This is a genomic window from Erwinia sp. ErVv1 (assembly GCF_900068895.1).
GTDB lineage: Bacteria > Pseudomonadota > Gammaproteobacteria > Enterobacterales > Enterobacteriaceae > Erwinia.
Window position 1 is genome coordinate 275747 of record NZ_CDPK01000002.1, and the last position, 16780, is coordinate 292526.

Genomic DNA, 16780 nt, shown 5'->3' on the forward strand with positions numbered 1-16780 from the left:
AACGAGGGCAGTATGAAATATCTGGTTACCGGCGCAGCAGGCTTTATAGGGTATCACGTAGCACAACGCCTGCTCGCTGCCGGTCACCAGGTTGTCGGTATCGACAACCTGAATGACTATTATGATGTAAACCTCAAGCTGGCCCGCCTGGCGTTAATTCAATCCTCTAACTTTACCTTTATCAAATGCGATCTTGCCGACCGCGAGGGCATTGCCCTGCTGTTCCGTAATGAAGGATTTGACCGCGTTATCCATCTGGGAGCACAGGCTGGTGTACGTTATTCGCTGGAGAATCCTCTGGCTTATGCTGACGCTAATCTGATAGGGCATCTGAATATTCTTGAGGGATGTCGTCATCATCAGGTGGGGCATCTGCTGTACGCCTCTTCAAGCTCGGTATATGGTCTTAATCGCAAGCTGCCATTCTCAACGGATGACAGCGTGGACCATCCCGTTTCGCTGTATGCGGCGACGAAGAAAGCCAATGAGCTGATGTCCCACTCGTACTCCCACCTGTATGGCATTCCAACCACCGGCCTGAGATTTTTTACCGTCTATGGGCCGTGGGGACGTCCGGATATGGCACTGTTTAAATTTACGCGTGCCATGCTCGCCGGTGAGAAAATTGACGTCTATAACAACGGTCAGATGCGACGTGATTTCACCTATATCGATGATATTGCTGAAGCCATATTTCGCCTGCAGGACGTTATCCCGCAGCCCGATCGGGACTGGACGGTAGAAGAGGGCAATCCTGCGAGTAGCTCAGCGCCTTACCGTGTTTATAACATTGGGAACAGCCAGCCGGTTACGCTAATGGCCTATATTGAGGCGTTAGAAAAAGCACTGGATATCAAAGCTGACAAAAATATGATGCCTATGCAGCCCGGCGACGTATTAGAAACCAGTGCGGATACCGCAGCACTCTTCGACGCGATTGATTTCAAGCCTCAGACGGGCGTGGAGACCGGCGTCGCGCGGTTTGTTAGCTGGTATCGTGAGTTTTATAAGGTTTAACAGCAGGCGGTAAATAAAAAAGGAAGCTTATGGCTTCCTTTTTTTGTGGCTATCAGAAACACCACGGAGGGTAGAACGTTGACACCATTAAAATGTGGCCTGTAACGTAGACACGTTTAAATGCCGTCAGACTTCAATTTACAGCAGGAAATCATCAAGAGATTTGCCGTCATCAAGGGCTTTCTTGATTACAGCGGGCGTACGGCCCTGGCCGGTCCAGGTTTTGGATTCGCCATTCTCATCAATATATTTATATTTAGCCGGGCGCGCAGCACGCTTCGTTTTACCCGGTGCTTTAACAGCAGCCAGCGTTGACAGTAATTCGTTAGGATCAATACCGTCTGCAATCAGCATTTCACGATATTGCTGCAGTTTGCGGCTACGTTCTTCATTCTCTGCCTGAGCATGGCTCTCTTCTTCGCGGCGCTCGTTAACAACAACTTCTAACTTTTCCAGCATCTCTTCCAGAGTTTCCAGCGTACATTCTCTGGCTTGCGCACGCAGGCTACGAATGTTGTTCAGAATTTTAAGTGCTTCGCTCATTGTCTAAATCTCAAAATTATAAAAAAGTGGGGGGCTGTTTTGCCTGATAATAATAGAGGGCGTTAATCCTAACTGCAATAGATAATTTTGTAAGGAATTCAGAATAACAAGTCACTCCTGCATTTACGGCTCTTAATAATGCAGTGGGAAAGTAAATTGAAAGGCAATATCACTCTGTAACCCCCCTCGCTGACAGCTGCCATTTAGTAGATAAACAGCCTGTAAATTGCCTATTTGTGACAGCAGATGAGATCACCTTTTCAGTGGGTATACCGGCTAACTTTTAGAAAAGTCAGTGGATAATCACAGCATACATCCCATTTATTACTAAGCTATTGCAGGGAAATTGTTAAGGAGGACATCTTTAGCGCGGCTTAAAAAACCAGCCTGGCCGCCTGTAGTAGAGACATAAACATCTTATGGGGATTATTAACCTCGGCTACTGGGTAGCGGTACGCCGCCCGGAGGGCTTGTGATACACTTTACGGTCTAACACGAACCCTGTTTCTGGAGTCGAGCACAATGGCTCAGCTGTATTTTTACTATTCTGCTATGAATGCAGGTAAATCAACTGCCCTGTTGCAGTCATCCTACAACTACCAGGAGCGCGGTATGCGCACGCTGGTCTATACCGCTGAAATAGATAACCGTTTCGGGGTGGGTAAGGTCAGTTCCAGAATTGGACTTTCATCTCCTGCAAAATTGTATAATAACGAGACTGCATTGTTTGATGAAATTAACGCTGAGCAGAGTATTGAACCCGTTAACTGCGTGCTGGTAGATGAATGTCAGTTCCTGACCCGCGATCAGGTTAAGGCGCTTTCCAGGGTAGTGGATAATCTAGATATACCTGTACTGTGCTATGGCCTACGTACAGATTTCCGGGGAGAGTTATTTACCGGCAGCCACTACTTACTTGCCTGGTCAGATAAGCTGGTTGAATTAAAAACCGTTTGCCACTGCGGGCGTAAAGCTGGAATGGTATTAAGGCTGGATCAAAATGGAGCACCCTTTAAAGAGGGGGAGCAGGTCGTCATTGGTGGAAATGAGCGCTATGTTTCCGTCTGTCGTAAGCATTATAACGCGGCAATTGAACAGGGTTGTCTACAGGCTATTCACGGTAAAACCGGCAATAAGGGCAGTAGCTGATCCGGGCTATTCTGGTAGGCAGGTATATGAATAGCCTGCTTCTTATTTCCGTCGTCTATTAGTTTTATTAAACATTACTGGAAAAAACCCGCCACTGGCGGGTTTTTTTTTACACAAATTTTACTATTTTACCTTTTTGCTTTTTCTCACAGGCGTATTTATTTCAACCGACTGTGAAACAATGGCCTCTGCCATGTTGCTAAAGGGTTCGGTAAATTCGCGGCCGTAGAAACTATCCAACATGATCTGTTTCAGTTCGGCAATCAGCGGATAACGTGGGTTGGCACCGGTACACTGGTCGTCGAAGGCATCATCCGCCAGCTGGTCAACTTTCGCCAGGAAGTCCGCTTCCTGTACGCCAGCTTCACGAATAGATTTCGGAATGCCAAGCTGACTTTTCATCTCTTCCAGCCAGCTAAGCAGCTTCTCAATCTTCTGTGCGGTGCGATCGCCAGGCGCGGTCAGTCGCAGGTGGTCAGCAACCTCAGCATAGCGGCGGCGGGCCTGCGGGCGGTCATACTGACTGAATGCAGCCTGTTTGGTTGGGTTATCGTTGGCGTTATAGCGAATAACGTTAGCGATAAGCAGGGCGTTGGCCAGACCGTGTGGAATATGAAACTCCGAACCCAGCTTATGCGCCATAGAGTGGCAGACGCCGAGGAAGGCGTTAGCGAAAGCGATACCCGCGATGGTCGCCGCATTATGCACGCGCTCACGGGCTACTGGATTCCTGGCCCCTTCACTGTAACTGGCAGGCAGGTTCTCCTGAAGCAGTTTTAATGCCTGTAGCGCCTGGCCGTCAGAGTATTCATTTGCCAGCACGGAAACGTAGGCTTCCAGTGAATGTACCACCGCATCCAGGCCACCAAAGGCGCACAGGGATTTCGGCATATTCATCACCAGGTTGGCGTCTACGATGGCCATATCCGGCGTCAGCGCATAATCTGCCAGCGGATATTTCTGACCGGTCGCATCATCAGTCACCACGGCGAAAGGTGTGACTTCAGAACCGGTACCAGAGGTGGTGGTAATGGCAATCATTTTTGCCTTCACGCCCATTTTAGGGAACTTGTAGATGCGTTTACGAATATCCATAAAGCGCAGGGCCAGCTCTTCAAAGTGCGTTTCAGGATGTTCGTACATCACCCACATGATTTTGGCCGCATCCATTGGCGATCCGCCGCCAAGCGCAATAATCACGTCGGGCTTAAAGGAGTGCATCTGTTCAGCGCCTTTACGTACCACGCTTAGCGTCGGATCCGCTTCGACCTCAAAGAACACTTCCGTTTCAATACCGTGTGATTTCAGTACGGTAATGATCTGATCGGCATAGCCGTTGTTGAACAGATAACGGTCGGTCACGATAAAGGCGCGTTTGGCTCCATCCGTCGCCACTTCTTCCATGGCGATAGGCAGGGAACCGCGGCGGAAATAGATAGATTTGGGAAGTTTATGCCACAACATATTTTCTGCTCGCTTGGCCACGGTTTTCTTGTTGATCAGATGTTTAGGTCCGACGTTTTCAGAAATGGAGTTACCCCCCCATGAACCACAGCCCAGCGTCAGCGAAGGGGCCAGCTTAAAGTTATACAGGTCGCCAATGCCCCCCTGTGACGCCGGAGTATTAATCAGGATACGTGCCGTTTTCATCTTATCACCGAAGAAATTGACGCGTTCACGCTCGTTATCCTGATCGGTATAGAGGCATGAGGTGTGCCCGATGCCGCCCATCGCAACCAGTTTTTCAGCCTTAACCACGGCATCTTCAAAATCTTTTGCCCGGTACATCGCGAGGGTAGGGGAGAGCTTTTCATGTGCGAAAGGTTCTGACTCATCAACCCTTTCCACTTCGCCAATAAGAATTTTGGTGTTACCCGGTACGCTAATCCCGGCCATCTCGGCAATTTTGACCGCAGGCTGACCGACGATAGCGGCATTCAGGCCGCCATTTTTCAAAATGATGTCCTGAACGGCCTTCAGCTCCTGGCCCTGAAGCATGTAGCCACCGTGGCTGGAGAAGCGTTCACGGACCGCATCATAAATAGCATCAACCACGATAACGGACTGCTCTGACGCACAGATGACGCCGTTATCAAAGGTTTTTGACATCAGGATTGACGCCACGGCACGTTTGACGTCCGCCGTTTCATCAATAACAACCGGGGTATTACCTGCGCCAACGCCGATGGCCGGTTTCCCTGAGCTGTAAGCTGCCTTAACCATGCCGGGGCCGCCGGTGGCGAGGATCAGATTAATATCCGGATGGTGCATTAGCTGATTAGAAAGCTCCACGGAGGGGACATCAATCCAGCCGATAATATCTTTAGGTGCGCCGGCGGCAATGGCAGCCTGGAGCACAATATCCGCTGCTTTATTGGTAGCATCTTTAGCACGTGGATGGGGAGAGAAAATAATACCGTTTCGGGTTTTAAGGCTAATCAGTGCTTTAAAGATAGCGGTAGAGGTAGGGTTGGTGGTTGGCACGATCCCGCAGATCAGCCCGGTAGGTTCAGCAATGGTGATGGTGCCGAAGGTCTCATCGGTCTCGAGAATGCCGCAGGTTTTTTCATCTTTGTAAGCGTTGTAGATATATTCAGAAGCGAAGTGGTTTTTGATCACCTTGTCTTCGACAATCCCCATACCCGACTCAGCAACGGCCATCTTAGCCAGGGGGATGCGCGCGTCTGCTGCGGCCAGCGCGGCTGCGCGGAAAATTTTATCCACCTGCTCCTGGGTGAAATTAGCATACTCACGCTGTGCTTTTTTAACACGCTCAACCAGTGCGTTAAGTTCAGCAACATTAGTAACGGCCATAATGCTCTCCTGATGAAAGTTAAACTCTATTAGTAAACGAATCAGAACCCTTAATTGTAGTAATCAGGCTTTAACTTATTGTTTTATTAATGTGACAGGCCCAAAGGTTTTACAACATAAAGCGTCTGTGTTTACTGAAAGAGTCTCCCTCCTGATGTCATCATTGAACTGAATCGCCTGCTCTACCTGGCGGATCAGGCCTCTCATTCAGAGGGAGGTCCGTTAAGACCTGCTCTGACAAAACAAAGCTTACTCATAATGAGGTACTCCAGAGTTGATCTGGATCACCGATAATCTCTGCTGATACCTTTCAGCTCACATAATTTGAACCAGGCGGTAGATGTCGAGCGGCAAACGCCGCCTGACAGACAGTAATAGGGGGTATTCACCTGTATTTAGGTTTTCATACTGGTTTTTGGTGGAAAATACAGGCGGAAATTCTACCCCGGCGGGATGGTATGCGCATTGCTTTTACATTAAATTACCGCACGTTGAACAGGCCCTTTCAGGAGTACAGTGTGAACCCCGTAATTTTAGATTTCTCAGGCTATATTAAATTTTTTGTGGGTTTATTCGCCCTGGTTAATCCGGTTGGGATCATTCCTGTCTTCATCAGTATGACCCGCTATCAGGTTCCCGCTGCGCGCAACAAAACCAATATGACAGCTAACCTCTCGGTGGCGATCATTCTCCTGACCTCGTTATTTCTGGGCGATGCCATCCTGCAACTGTTCGGCATCTCAATCGACTCTTTTCGTATCGCGGGCGGCATCCTCGTGGTGACCATCGCGATGTCGATGATCAGCGGTAAGCTGGGTGAAGATAAGCAGAATAAACAGGAAAAATCAGAGACGGAAATCAGGGAGAGTATCGGCGTAGTGCCGCTGGCGCTGCCGTTAATGGCCGGGCCGGGCGCGATCAGTTCCACCATCGTCTGGAGCACGCGGTATCACAGCTGGCAAAATCTGCTGGGCTTTAGCCTCGCCATTGCGCTGTTTGCGTTTTGCTGCTGGCTGCTGTTTCGTGCGGCACCGCTCATGGTCAGGGTATTGGGACAGACCGGCATCAACGTCATCACCCGCATAATGGGGCTGCTGCTCATGGCGCTGGGGATCGAATTTATTGTTACCGGTATCAAAGTGCTCTTTCCCGGTTTGACGCACTAAACGACTCCTGCCTGAAGAGCCTAATATAAAGCGCATAATCTGCGCTTATTTTCCATCGCAGGTCTCCTTGCGCACCAAAATGATGCACTGCACGCGTTTATCGCCTCTTTATGGTGCATTTATTCCTTCTGCTTAATATCCGCGCTCGATTATTAATGTAATTACTGAAAATTGCATTCTTATCAGAAGCTAACCTGAAAATGTTATTAAAATTTCACGACTAAAATCCGATAGAATGGCTTGATGCTGGAATAAAATGCTAATCATTCCCTGCATTCTGGGCAAAGACGCCGGTAAAGTGTGGATTCTTACTCATCTCCCTACGGCAAACGTCAAAAAAAGGCGCGATCGGCACATTCCTGGCCTGAATCGAGTTAACCTGTTGATAAATAGCCCTCTGTTACTTAATTTGCTTTGTTAAATAACACTTCTTCTTGTGATCGTTTCGTGATAAAAGAGAATAAGTTAACATTTTTGTTATTTAGGTTTGGCGTCGAAATCAGCGTTCTGATAGTTTTCGGAAATCGTCTTCATAATTGGCATTGGATGTGCAAATAAGATCGGCTTTAACCGATCTGATAACAGATCCAAAAACACAGGTTAACTACGCTTAATGAAATATCTTTCGTACCGCCGCCCGTGTTTTAGCCAGGCGATGATGGTTGTTTTAGGTATTTACTCCGGCGTTTCGTCGGCTGCTACGGTACCCGCAGGCGTAACGCTCGCCGCCAGTCAGGCCATCACGATTAATAATGGCAGCGAAGTCTCTTCATTGGATCCGCAAAAAATTGAAGGGGTGCCTGAAAGTAACGTTGTCGGCAATCTGCTTGAAGGGTTAGTCACCACGGATAATAACGGCCACATTGTGCCTGGCGTGGCAGAGAGCTGGAGTCATCAGCAGAGCAGGATCTGGACGTTCACGCTGCGTAAGGATGCCCGCTGGAGCAATGGTCAACCGGTGACCGCGGCCGATTTTGTTTATAGCTGGCAGCGACTGGTGGATCCGAAAACGGCTTCACCCTACGCCAGCTATCTGCAATTTGCCCATATCGACAACATTGATGATGTTCTGGCGGGTAAAAAGCCCCCATCGGCGCTGGGCATCAAAGCGCTTGATGACGCGCATGTGCAGATTACCCTCAGCGAACCCGTGCCCTATTTTGTGGCGCTGGCCGCCAATACCGCGCTCCGACCCGTTAACCGCCAGGCGGTGGAAAAATGGGGTGACCAGTGGACGCAGCCCGCCCACTTTATCGGCAACGGTGCGTATACGCTGAGTGAGTGGGTGATCAATGAAAAAATCGTAGTGAAGCGTAATCCACTTTACTGGAATAATGCCCGCACGGTTATTGAAACAGCCACTTTCCTGCCCATTACCGCCGAGGGCAGCGACGTGAACCGCTATCGCAGCGGTGAAATTGATATGACTAACAGCGCACTGCCGCCCGATCTTTTTCCTACGTTGAAGAAAACCCTGGGCAGTCAGGTGCGTATCAGTCCGCTGCTCTGCACCTTTTACTACGAGCTGAACAACAAACGACCGCCCTTTAACGATCCCCGGGTAAGAGCTGCGGTTAAGCTCACCCTCGACCGCGATATCATCGCCAACAAAATTATGGGGCAGGGGCAGATACCGGCCGGGGGCTTCACGCCAACTTTTATTGATGGCGCGCACCTGACGCAGCCTGCATGGATGACGCTGACGCAGGCAGAACGCAATGCAAAAGCCAAAGCGCTGCTGGCAGAGGCAGGATACAGCGCTGAGAAACCCCTCCGCTTCACGCTGCTCTATAACACCTCCGACGTGAATAAAAAACAGGCCATCGCCGCGGCTTCAATGTGGACAAAGAATCTGGGCGCCGGGGTGAAGCTGGATAACCAGGAGTGGAAAACCATGCTGGATACCCGGCATCAGGGTAATTTCGATGTCGCGCGGGCCACCTGGTGTGCCGACTATAACGAACCCTCTACCTTTCTGAATGCCATGCTGAGTGATTCATCCACTAACACGGCGTTCTATAAAAGTCAGGCCTTTGACGACCTGATGGCTAAAACACTGACGGTATCGGATGAGCAGCGCGCGGACATCTATCAGCAGGCGGAAGCTCAGCTTGATAAAGACTCGGCCATTGTGCCGGTTTACTACCGGGTCAGTGCAAGGCTGGTGAAACCCTGGGTCGGTGGATTTACCGGTAAAGACCCACAGGATCTGACCGATATTAAATATTTCTACATCGTAAAGCATTAAGAACTACGGGTTATTCGTGACGGGCGAAAACCGTAATAAATCAGGGTAACGCATTAACGGCTCGGGATGCCGTCGTTCCGGAAGCCTGAGCCGATAGCCCGTTTAACGGGGGAAGCTGGTGTTAAGACCACATCAGCAATAATAAAAACTGGAGTAGATAATGACCAATATCACGAAAAAAAGTCTGATTGCGCTTGGGGTGTTTGCTGCGCTGGCGGGAAATATGGCAATCGCGGCTACCGTACCGGCAGGCGTTGAGCTGGCGGCGAAGCAGGAGCTGGTAAAGGGTAATGGCGACGAGGTGCAGTCTCTCGATCCGCATAAAATTGAGGGCGTGCCTGAAGCGAACGTCAGTTACGATCTGCTGGAAGGGCTGGTCATCAACGATCTTTCCGGTCACCCGATCCCTGGCGTGGCTGAAAGCTGGGAGAACAAAGACGGTAAAATCTGGACCTTTCATCTGCGCAAAGACGCGAAATGGTCAAACGGTGAGCCGGTTACCGCTCAGGATTTCGTCTACAGCTGGCAGCGCCTGGCTGATCCTAAAACTGCTTCCCCGTACGCCAGCTATCTCCAGTACGGACATCTTGAAAATGTTGACGACATTATTGCCGGTAAGAAAAGCCCCGATCAGCTTGGCGTAAAGGCCATAGATGCGCATACGCTCCAGGTAACCCTCACCGAGTCCGTTCCCTATTTCTACAAGCTGCTTATTCACCCCTCCATGTCCCCGGTTTACAAGCCTGCTATCGACAAGTTTGGCGAAAAGTGGACTCAACCGGAGAACTGGGTGGGTAACGGTGCCTACAAGCTTGAATCGCACATCATCAATGAGCGTATTGTCGTGGTGCGCAATCCCCAGTACTGGGATAATGCCCATACCAAACTGGAGAAAGTCACCTTCCTGCCGATCCCTTCTGAGGTCAGCGACGTTAACCGCTATTTCAGCAGTAACGGCAGTGACATGACCTATACCAACCTGCCGATTGAACTGTTTAAAAAGCTACAGCGTGATAATCCAAAAGAGCTGCACGTTGATCCCTATCTTTGTACTTACTACTACGAAATCAATAACCAGAAAGCACCTTTCACTGACTCCCGCGTCCGTGAAGCACTGAAGCTGGGCCTGGATCGTGACATCATGGTGAATAAAGTCCTGGCGCAGGGGCAGCAGCCTGCCTACAGCTACACGCCGCCTGCAATTGACGGTGCCAATGTGACGAAACCCGCGTGGTTTAGCGAAACGCAGGATCAGCGTAATGCTGAAGCGAAAAAGCTGCTTGCCGAGGCGGGCTATACCGCCGACAAACCGCTGACTTTCGAACTGCTTTACAACACCTCCGATTTGCATAAAAAGCTGGCTATCGCGGCGGCATCCATCTGGAAGAAAAATTTAGGTGTGAATGTAAAACTGACCAATCAGGAGTGGAAAACCTTCCTTGATACGCGTCACCAGGGAACATTTGATGTTGCCCGTGCCGCCTGGTGCGCGGATTACAACGAGCCGACGTCATTCCTGAATACCATGACTTCCGGCAGCAGCAATAACACCTCTCATTATAAATCAGCAGATTTTGACAAGGCGATTGCTGCCGCGTCCACGTCCAGTAACGAAAAAGAGCGCAGCGCAGCCTACACCCAGGCGGAAGAGACTTTAGATAAGGATTCGACCATTGTGCCGGTCTTTTACTATGCCAATACCCGCCTGGTTAAGCCTTACGTCGGCGGCTACACCGGTAAAGATCCGCTGAACTACGTGTACGACAAAGATCTCTACATCATCAAACATTAATGGCAACAACAGGGGGAGGGTCACCTCCTCCTGCGTGTCTCATTTTAAGCAGTGCTAAGGCACAAGCCAGCAGGTACGGGCAATGTTAAAGTTTATATTTCGTCGCGTTCTGGAAGCGATCCCGACGTTACTCATTCTGATTACCATCTCCTTTTTTATGATGCGTCTTGCACCAGGCAGCCCCTTTACCGGCGAGCGCACGCTGTCGCCGGAAGTTATGGCAAATATTGAAGCCAAATACCATCTGAACGATCCCATCTGGAAGCAGTACGGCAACTACCTGATCCAGCTGGCACATGGGGATTTTGGTCCGTCGTTTAAATATAAAGACTATTCGGTTAACTACCTGGTAGGCCACGCCTTCCCGGTCTCCGCTAAGCTGGGCCTGGCGGCCTTTTTGCTGGCCATTATCCTCGGGGTGACCGCCGGGGTCATTGCCGCGCTGAAGCAAAACAGCAAATGGGACTTTATGGTGATGGGGGTGGCAATGACCGGCGTGGTAATACCGAGCTTCGTGGTGGCACCGCTGCTGGTGCTGATCTTCGCCATTGCACTGAAGTGGCTGCCGGGTGGCGGCTGGAACGGCGGTGAGGCGAAATTTATGATCCTGCCGATGGTGGCCCTGTCGCTGGCTTATATCGCCAGCATCGCGCGTATTATGCGCGGCTCAATGATTGAGGTGCTGCACTCCAACTTTATCCGCACCGCTCGCGCCAAGGGGCTACCAATGCACCGCATCGTGCTGCGGCATGCGCTGAAACCCGCGATGCTGCCGGTACTCTCCTATCTCGGTCCGGCTTTTGTCGGCATCATTACCGGCTCAATGGTGATTGAAACCATCTACGGCCTGCCGGGCATTGGTCAGCTGTTTGTTAACGGCGCGCTTAACCGCGACTATTCGCTTGTGCTGAGCCTGACCATTCTGGTAGGGGTGCTGACCATCCTGTTTAATGCGATCGTTGACGTGCTCTATGCGGTTATCGATCCCAAAATTCGTTACTAAATCCGGAGCTCGCGATGATGTTAAGTAAGAAAAATAGCGCCGCTCTTGATGCCTTCAGTGAAAAACTGGAGGTCGAAGGACGCAGCCTGTGGCAGGACGCACGCCGTCGTTTTATTCATAACCGTGCCGCGCTGGGCAGCCTGATTGTGCTGGTACTGATTGCGCTGTTTGTCATTTTCGCCCCCATGCTGTCGTCGTTTACCTATGACGATACCGACTGGGGCATGATGTCCGCCGCGCCGGATCTGGTGTCGAAACACTATTTCGGCACCGACTCCTCCGGGCGCGATCTGCTGGTGCGCGTCGCGATTGGCGGCCGAATTTCGCTGATGGTCGGCGTGGCGTCGGCGCTGGTGGCGGTGCTGGTCGGCACGCTTTATGGTTCGCTGGCGGGCTATCTCGGGGGCAAAACCGACTCGGTCATGATGCGCCTGCTGGAGATCCTCAACTCCTTTCCCTTTATGTTCTTTGTCATTCTGCTGGTGACCTTCTTTGGCCGTAATATTCTGCTGATCTTCGTGGCGATTGGGCTGGTTTCCTGGCTTGATATGGCGCGTATCGTGCGCGGTCAGACCCTGAGCCTGAAGCGCAAGGAGTTTATTGAAGCGGCCCACGTCGGCGGGGTTTCCACGCCGCATATCGTGGTTCGTCATATCGTGCCGAACGTGCTGGGCGTGGTGGTGGTTTATGCCTCGCTGCTGGTGCCGAGCATGATCCTGTTTGAATCCTTTCTCAGTTTCCTCGGTCTGGGCACGCAGGAGCCTCTGAGCAGCTGGGGGGCACTGCTGAGCGATGGCGCTAACTCAATGGAAGTGTCGCCGTGGCTGCTGCTGTTTCCGGCGGGCTTCCTGGTGGTCACCCTGTTTTGTTTCAACTTTATCGGCGATGGCCTGCGTGATGCCCTCGACCCGAAAGATCGTTAAGGAGTTTCCCGATGAGCATAATTGAACAACAGCCAGCGATGGCCAGTCTGACGGGAAGCAAGCTGCTTGACGTAAAGGATCTGCGCGTGACCTTTGGAACGCCGGACGGGGATGTTACCGCCGTAAACGACCTCAATTTTAGCCTGCGCGCCGGTGAAACGCTGGGCATTGTGGGCGAATCCGGTTCAGGTAAGTCGCAGACCGCCTTTGCCCTGATGGGGCTGCTGGCCAGCAATGGCCGAATTGGCGGCTCGGCGCTGTTTAACGGTAAAGAGATCCTCAACCTGCCGGAAAAGCAGCTTAACAGGCTGCGGGCCGAGCAGATTGCGATGATCTTCCAGGACCCGATGACCTCCCTTAACCCCTATATGAAGGTGGGCGAGCAGCTGATGGAAGTGCTCAGGCTGCACAAGGGGATGAGCAGCGCGCAGGCGTTTGAAGAGTCGGTACGCATGCTGGATGCCGTCAAAATGCCTGAGGCGCGCAAGCGCATGAAAATGTATCCCCATGAGTTTTCGGGCGGCATGCGTCAGCGGGTCATGATTGCGATGGCGTTGATGTGTCGGCCTAAACTGCTTATTGCCGATGAGCCCACCACTGCGCTGGATGTGACGGTACAGGCGCAGATTATGACGCTGCTGAATGACCTGAAAAGGGAATTCAATACGGCGATTATTATGATCACCCACGACCTGGGCGTGGTGGCGGGCATCTGTGACCAGGTGCTGGTGATGTACGCAGGCCGCACCATGGAGTATGGCCGCGCGCGCGACGTGTTCTATCAGCCTACGCATCCTTATTCTATTGGGCTGCTTAATGCCGTGCCGCGTCTGGATGCGGAGGGCGAATCGCTTACCACTATTCCGGGCAATCCGCCTAATCTGCTGCGTCTGCCGAAAGGCTGCCCGTTCCAGCCTCGTTGCCCCCACGCGATGGAAATCTGCTCTACCGCACCGCCGCTGGCGCCATTCGGCGAAGGGCGTTTACGTGCCTGCTTTAAACCCGCGGAGGAACTGGTATGAGTGCGGTCGCTGAAAAGAAAGTTTTGCTGGAGATCGCCGATCTCAAAGTGCATTTCGACATCAAGGACGGTAAGCAGTGGTTCTGGCAGCCTTCCAAAACCCTGAAGGCGGTTGACGGCGTCAGCCTGCGGCTTTACGAAGGGGAGACCCTGGGCGTGGTCGGCGAGTCGGGCTGTGGAAAATCCACGCTGGCTCGCGCCATTATTGGCCTGGTAAAAGCGACCGATGGCCGCGTGGCCTGGCTGGGACGCGACCTGCTGGGGCAGAGTGAAGAGGAGTGGCGCAGGGCACGCAGCGATATTCAGATGATCTTCCAGGATCCGCTCGCCTCGCTGAACCCGCGCATGACCATTGGCGATATTATTGCCGAGCCGCTGCGTACCTATCATCCCAAAATGGCAAAGGCTGAGGTGAAAGAGCGGGTTAAAACGATGATGATGAAGGTCGGGCTGCTGCCTAACCTGATTAACCGCTACCCGCATGAGTTCTCAGGCGGCCAGTGCCAGCGCATCGGTATTGCCCGTGCGCTGATCCTGGAGCCGAAGCTGATCATCTGCGACGAACCGGTTTCCGCGCTGGACGTGTCGATTCAGGCACAGGTGGTTAACCTGCTGCAAAAGCTGCAAAGGGAGATGGGGCTGTCGCTAATCTTTATCGCTCATGACCTGGCGGTGGTGAAGCACATTTCCGATCGCGTGCTGGTGATGTATCTGGGCCATGCCGTAGAGCTGGGGACCTATGATGAGGTCTATCAGAATCCGCAGCATCCTTACACCCGGGCGCTGATGTCAGCGGTGCCTATCCCCGATCCGGATCGCGAGAAAAACAAGGTGATTCAGCTGCTGGAAGGGGAACTGCCGTCGCCGATCAACCCGCCGTCCGGCTGCGTTTTCCGTACACGCTGCCCGATTGCCGGTCCCGAATGTGCGAAAACCCGCCCGCTGCTGGAGGGGAGCTTCCGCCACGCGGTTTCCTGCCTGAAGGTTGATCCGCTGTAAATAAAAACGGCACCCCGCTTATGCGCCGTCGCACATAAACGGGGTGCCGCATCAGGCTCGAACTGAGCCGCGGACGTTACTGATGCCGTAACCGGTGGCCGTATCAGGCCTCAGCTCTGTTGACCGTCTTGCTTACTCACGCCATAAAATATGACACAGCTTGTGGTCTTTCTCACGGCACAGCAGCACGCGGGCGAAAACGTCGTTGATCGGTTCGCCATCGGCATCACCCAGACCAATGACCACCTCGGCGAAAAAGTCCGGGTTGAGATCGAAGTCCACATGTTCCGCCCAGTCGTCAGACGGGTCAAACAGCTCGGCGCCGCCGCGCTCTTCAAACTGCAGATTGAACAGGATGACATCGGCCGGATCGAGATTATCGACTGCCAGCTCAAGAAAAATGTCGTAGGCCTGTTCCAGCGTTTCATCTTCGGTAAGACGATTATTCAAATCCATATCATTTCCCATCATGCCCATTGGGCGCTGTGCAATTTCGCTCGTTTTACAGCAACGGGCTGAAGAAGTAAAACAGTCGTTCAACAATACGCTGCCAGTAGGCGCGACGCGCCCAGCGCTTGCCGTCGACCAGCCGTGATCGGGCGATGTAATCGTCCTGGACGGTCGCCAGATCGCTGCCGAATCCGTCATCATCAATCACCAGCGTAATTTCAAAATTCAGCCACAGGCTGCGCATATCAAGGTTCACCGTCCCGACCAGGCTTAGCTGACCATCGACCAGCACGCTTTTGGTGTGCAGCAGGCCATCTTCAAACTGATAGATCTTCACGCCCGCTTCCAGCAGCTCGGCGAAGAAAGCCCGGCTGGCCCAGCCAACCAGCAAGGAATCGTTATGGCGCGGCACAATGATGCTGACATCCACACCACGGTGCGCCGCGGTACAGATGGCATGCAGCAGATCGTCACTGGGCACAAAGTAGGGGGTGGTCATAATCAGCTGCTCACGTGCGGAGTAAACCGCCGTCAGTAGCGCCTGATGGATCAGATCTTCCGGGAAACCGGGGCCGGACGCAATTACCTGAATAGTATGACCACTCTCCTGTTCAAAGGGCATGATATTGGTGTCGGGCGGCGGCGGTAAAATGCGCTTGCCCGTTTCGATCTCCCAGTCACAGGAGTAGATTATCCCCATGGTGGTCGAGACCGGACCTTCCATCCTCGCCATCAGATCAATCCACTGCCCGACGCCGGCATCCTGTTTGAAATAGCGCGGATCAACGAGGTTCATGCTGCCGGTATAGGCGATATAGTTATCAATCAGCACCACTTTACGATGCTGACGCAAATCCATCCGGCGCAGAAAAACGCGCAGCAGGCTCACTTTTAGCGACTCCACCACATCCACGCCCGCATTGCGCATCATTGCAGGCCAGGGGCTGCGGAAAAACTGCACGCTGCCTGCGGAGTCCAACATCAGCCGGCAGTGTACGCCGCGCCGCGCCGCCGCCATAAGTGATTCGGCCACCTCATCGGCCATCCCGCCGGGCTGCCAGATGTAAAACACCATCTCGATATTATGCCGCGCCAGCTGAATATCCCGGATAAGCGCGGTCATGGTCTCTTCTGTGGAGGTGAGCAGCTGGAGCTGGTTGCCCTTGACCCCGGCAATCCCCTGTCGGTTTTCACACAGCTGGAACAGTGAGCGCGCGACGTCGCTGTTGTCCTGGGCAAAAATCTGGTGACAGGACTTCAAATCGTTAAGCCATCTGGCCGTTGAGGGCCACATGGTGCGCGCGCGCTCGGCGCGGCGCTTGCCCAGATGCAGTTCGCCGAAAGACAAATAGGCGATAATACCCACCAGCGGCAGAATATAGATAATCAGCAGCCAGGCCATAGCTGAAGGCACGGCACGGCGCTTCATCAGAATGCGTAGCGTCACACCTGCTATCAGCAACCAGTAGCCAAAAATGAGAAGCCAGCTGAGTAAAGTATAAAAAGTCGTCATGTCAGTGGAAATTCCGTTCACGCTAAGTAAGAGGAGTTTACGTGCAGATGCGAGCGGGCGAAACCTTTAATGTTTTTAAGTCATCGGACCTGGGCGAAGGCGATAAAGGTCTATAATGCGCCGCGTGTTTTTTAGCCGGGAG

General features: G+C 52.3%; 13 protein-coding genes. 9 read left to right on the forward strand and 4 right to left on the reverse strand.

Translation table 11 applies throughout. The annotated features are described in order from the left end of the window. Positions 1 to 12 precede the first annotated feature (12 nt). The gene (locus A1830_RS02770) at positions 13 to 1017 is read left to right on the forward strand and encodes an NAD-dependent epimerase (protein WP_067701404.1); all 1005 of its coding nucleotides are present in this window, start codon (positions 13 to 15) and stop codon (positions 1015 to 1017) included. Positions 1018 to 1155: 138 nt separating this feature from the next. Here A1830_RS02770 and hns read toward each other — a convergent pair whose 3' ends face one another. Then, entirely contained in the window at positions 1156 to 1560 is a 405-nt protein-coding gene (gene hns, locus A1830_RS02775; protein WP_067701407.1) for a histone-like nucleoid-structuring protein H-NS, read from the reverse strand. Between the two features lie 522 nt (positions 1561 to 2082). Here hns and tdk point away from each other — a divergent pair. Further along, entirely contained in the window at positions 2083 to 2709 is a 627-nt protein-coding gene (gene tdk / locus A1830_RS02780; RefSeq protein ID WP_067701410.1) for a thymidine kinase, read from the forward strand. Between the two features lie 123 nt (positions 2710 to 2832). On the opposite strand, the gene adhE is transcribed toward tdk, so the two are convergent. Then, the gene (gene adhE / locus A1830_RS02785) at positions 2833 to 5523 is read right to left on the reverse strand and encodes a bifunctional acetaldehyde-CoA/alcohol dehydrogenase (RefSeq protein ID WP_067701413.1); all 2691 of its coding nucleotides are present in this window, start codon (positions 5521 to 5523) and stop codon (positions 2833 to 2835) included. 518 nt (positions 5524 to 6041) lie between these two features. On the opposite strand from adhE, the gene A1830_RS02790 reads away from it, so the two are divergent. The 7 genes from A1830_RS02790 (at position 6042) to oppF (ending at position 14675) form a co-directional block, all read left to right on the forward strand. Continuing rightward, positions 6042 to 6689, forward strand: coding sequence for a YchE family NAAT transporter (locus tag A1830_RS02790; RefSeq protein WP_067701416.1), 648 nt, complete (start codon positions 6042 to 6044; stop codon positions 6687 to 6689). 655 nt (positions 6690 to 7344) lie between these two features. Next, positions 7345 to 8937, forward strand: a complete 1593-nt coding sequence (locus A1830_RS02795; protein ID WP_067701420.1) for an ABC transporter substrate-binding protein — start codon at positions 7345 to 7347, stop codon at positions 8935 to 8937. A 160-nt stretch (positions 8938 to 9097) separates the two neighbouring features. Continuing rightward, entirely contained in the window at positions 9098 to 10729 is a 1632-nt protein-coding gene (gene oppA / locus A1830_RS02800) for an oligopeptide ABC transporter substrate-binding protein OppA (RefSeq protein WP_067701426.1), read from the forward strand. Between the two features lie 82 nt (positions 10730 to 10811). Beyond that, positions 10812 to 11732 (forward strand): oligopeptide ABC transporter permease OppB, encoded by a 921-nt coding sequence (gene oppB, locus A1830_RS02805; protein WP_067701429.1) that lies wholly within the window; start codon positions 10812 to 10814, stop codon positions 11730 to 11732. Positions 11733 to 11746: 14 nt separating this feature from the next. Then, on the forward strand, positions 11747 to 12655 hold the full coding sequence (gene oppC, locus A1830_RS02810) for an oligopeptide ABC transporter permease OppC (RefSeq protein WP_067701432.1): 909 nt from the start codon (positions 11747 to 11749) through the stop codon (positions 12653 to 12655). A gap of 11 nt (positions 12656 to 12666) precedes the next feature. Beyond that, on the forward strand, positions 12667 to 13677 hold the full coding sequence (locus A1830_RS02815; protein WP_067701435.1) for an ABC transporter ATP-binding protein: 1011 nt from the start codon (positions 12667 to 12669) through the stop codon (positions 13675 to 13677). Beyond that, the gene (gene oppF, locus A1830_RS02820; protein ID WP_067701438.1) at positions 13674 to 14675 is read left to right on the forward strand and encodes a murein tripeptide/oligopeptide ABC transporter ATP binding protein OppF; all 1002 of its coding nucleotides are present in this window, start codon (positions 13674 to 13676) and stop codon (positions 14673 to 14675) included. The genes A1830_RS02815 and oppF overlap by 4 nt, the downstream gene beginning before the upstream one ends. A 132-nt stretch (positions 14676 to 14807) precedes the next feature. Here the strand turns inward: oppF and A1830_RS02825 are convergent, their stop codons facing one another. After that, entirely contained in the window at positions 14808 to 15131 is a 324-nt protein-coding gene (locus A1830_RS02825) for an HI1450 family dsDNA-mimic protein (protein ID WP_067701441.1), read from the reverse strand. A gap of 46 nt (positions 15132 to 15177) precedes the next feature. After that, entirely contained in the window at positions 15178 to 16638 is a 1461-nt protein-coding gene (gene cls / locus A1830_RS02830; RefSeq protein WP_067701444.1) for a cardiolipin synthase, read from the reverse strand. Positions 16639 to 16780: the final 142 nt, after the last annotated feature.

What these genes read in the sequence shown, in the direction of transcription:
- A1830_RS02770 (WP_067701404.1), top strand. Translation starts at nt 13, where the DNA reads ATGAAATATCTGGTTACCGGCGCAGCAGGCTTTATAGGGTATCACGTA.
- oppB (WP_067701429.1), top strand. Translation starts at nt 10,812, where the DNA reads ATGTTAAAGTTTATATTTCGTCGCGTTCTGGAAGCGATCCCGACGTTA.
- A1830_RS02795 (WP_067701420.1), top strand. Translation starts at nt 7,345, where the DNA reads ATGATGGTTGTTTTAGGTATTTACTCCGGCGTTTCGTCGGCTGCTACG.
- A1830_RS02825 (WP_067701441.1), bottom strand. Translation starts at nt 15,131, where the DNA reads ATGGATTTGAATAATCGTCTTACCGAAGATGAAACGCTGGAACAGGCC.
- hns (WP_067701407.1), bottom strand. Translation starts at nt 1,560, where the DNA reads ATGAGCGAAGCACTTAAAATTCTGAACAACATTCGTAGCCTGCGTGCG.
- A1830_RS02815 (WP_067701435.1), top strand. Translation starts at nt 12,667, where the DNA reads ATGAGCATAATTGAACAACAGCCAGCGATGGCCAGTCTGACGGGAAGC.
- tdk (WP_067701410.1), top strand. Translation starts at nt 2,083, where the DNA reads ATGGCTCAGCTGTATTTTTACTATTCTGCTATGAATGCAGGTAAATCA.
- oppF (WP_067701438.1), top strand. Translation starts at nt 13,674, where the DNA reads ATGAGTGCGGTCGCTGAAAAGAAAGTTTTGCTGGAGATCGCCGATCTC.
- cls (WP_067701444.1), bottom strand. Translation starts at nt 16,638, where the DNA reads ATGACGACTTTTTATACTTTACTCAGCTGGCTTCTCATTTTTGGCTAC.
- adhE (WP_067701413.1), bottom strand. Translation starts at nt 5,523, where the DNA reads ATGGCCGTTACTAATGTTGCTGAACTTAACGCACTGGTTGAGCGTGTT.
- oppC (WP_067701432.1), top strand. Translation starts at nt 11,747, where the DNA reads ATGATGTTAAGTAAGAAAAATAGCGCCGCTCTTGATGCCTTCAGTGAA.
- oppA (WP_067701426.1), top strand. Translation starts at nt 9,098, where the DNA reads ATGACCAATATCACGAAAAAAAGTCTGATTGCGCTTGGGGTGTTTGCT.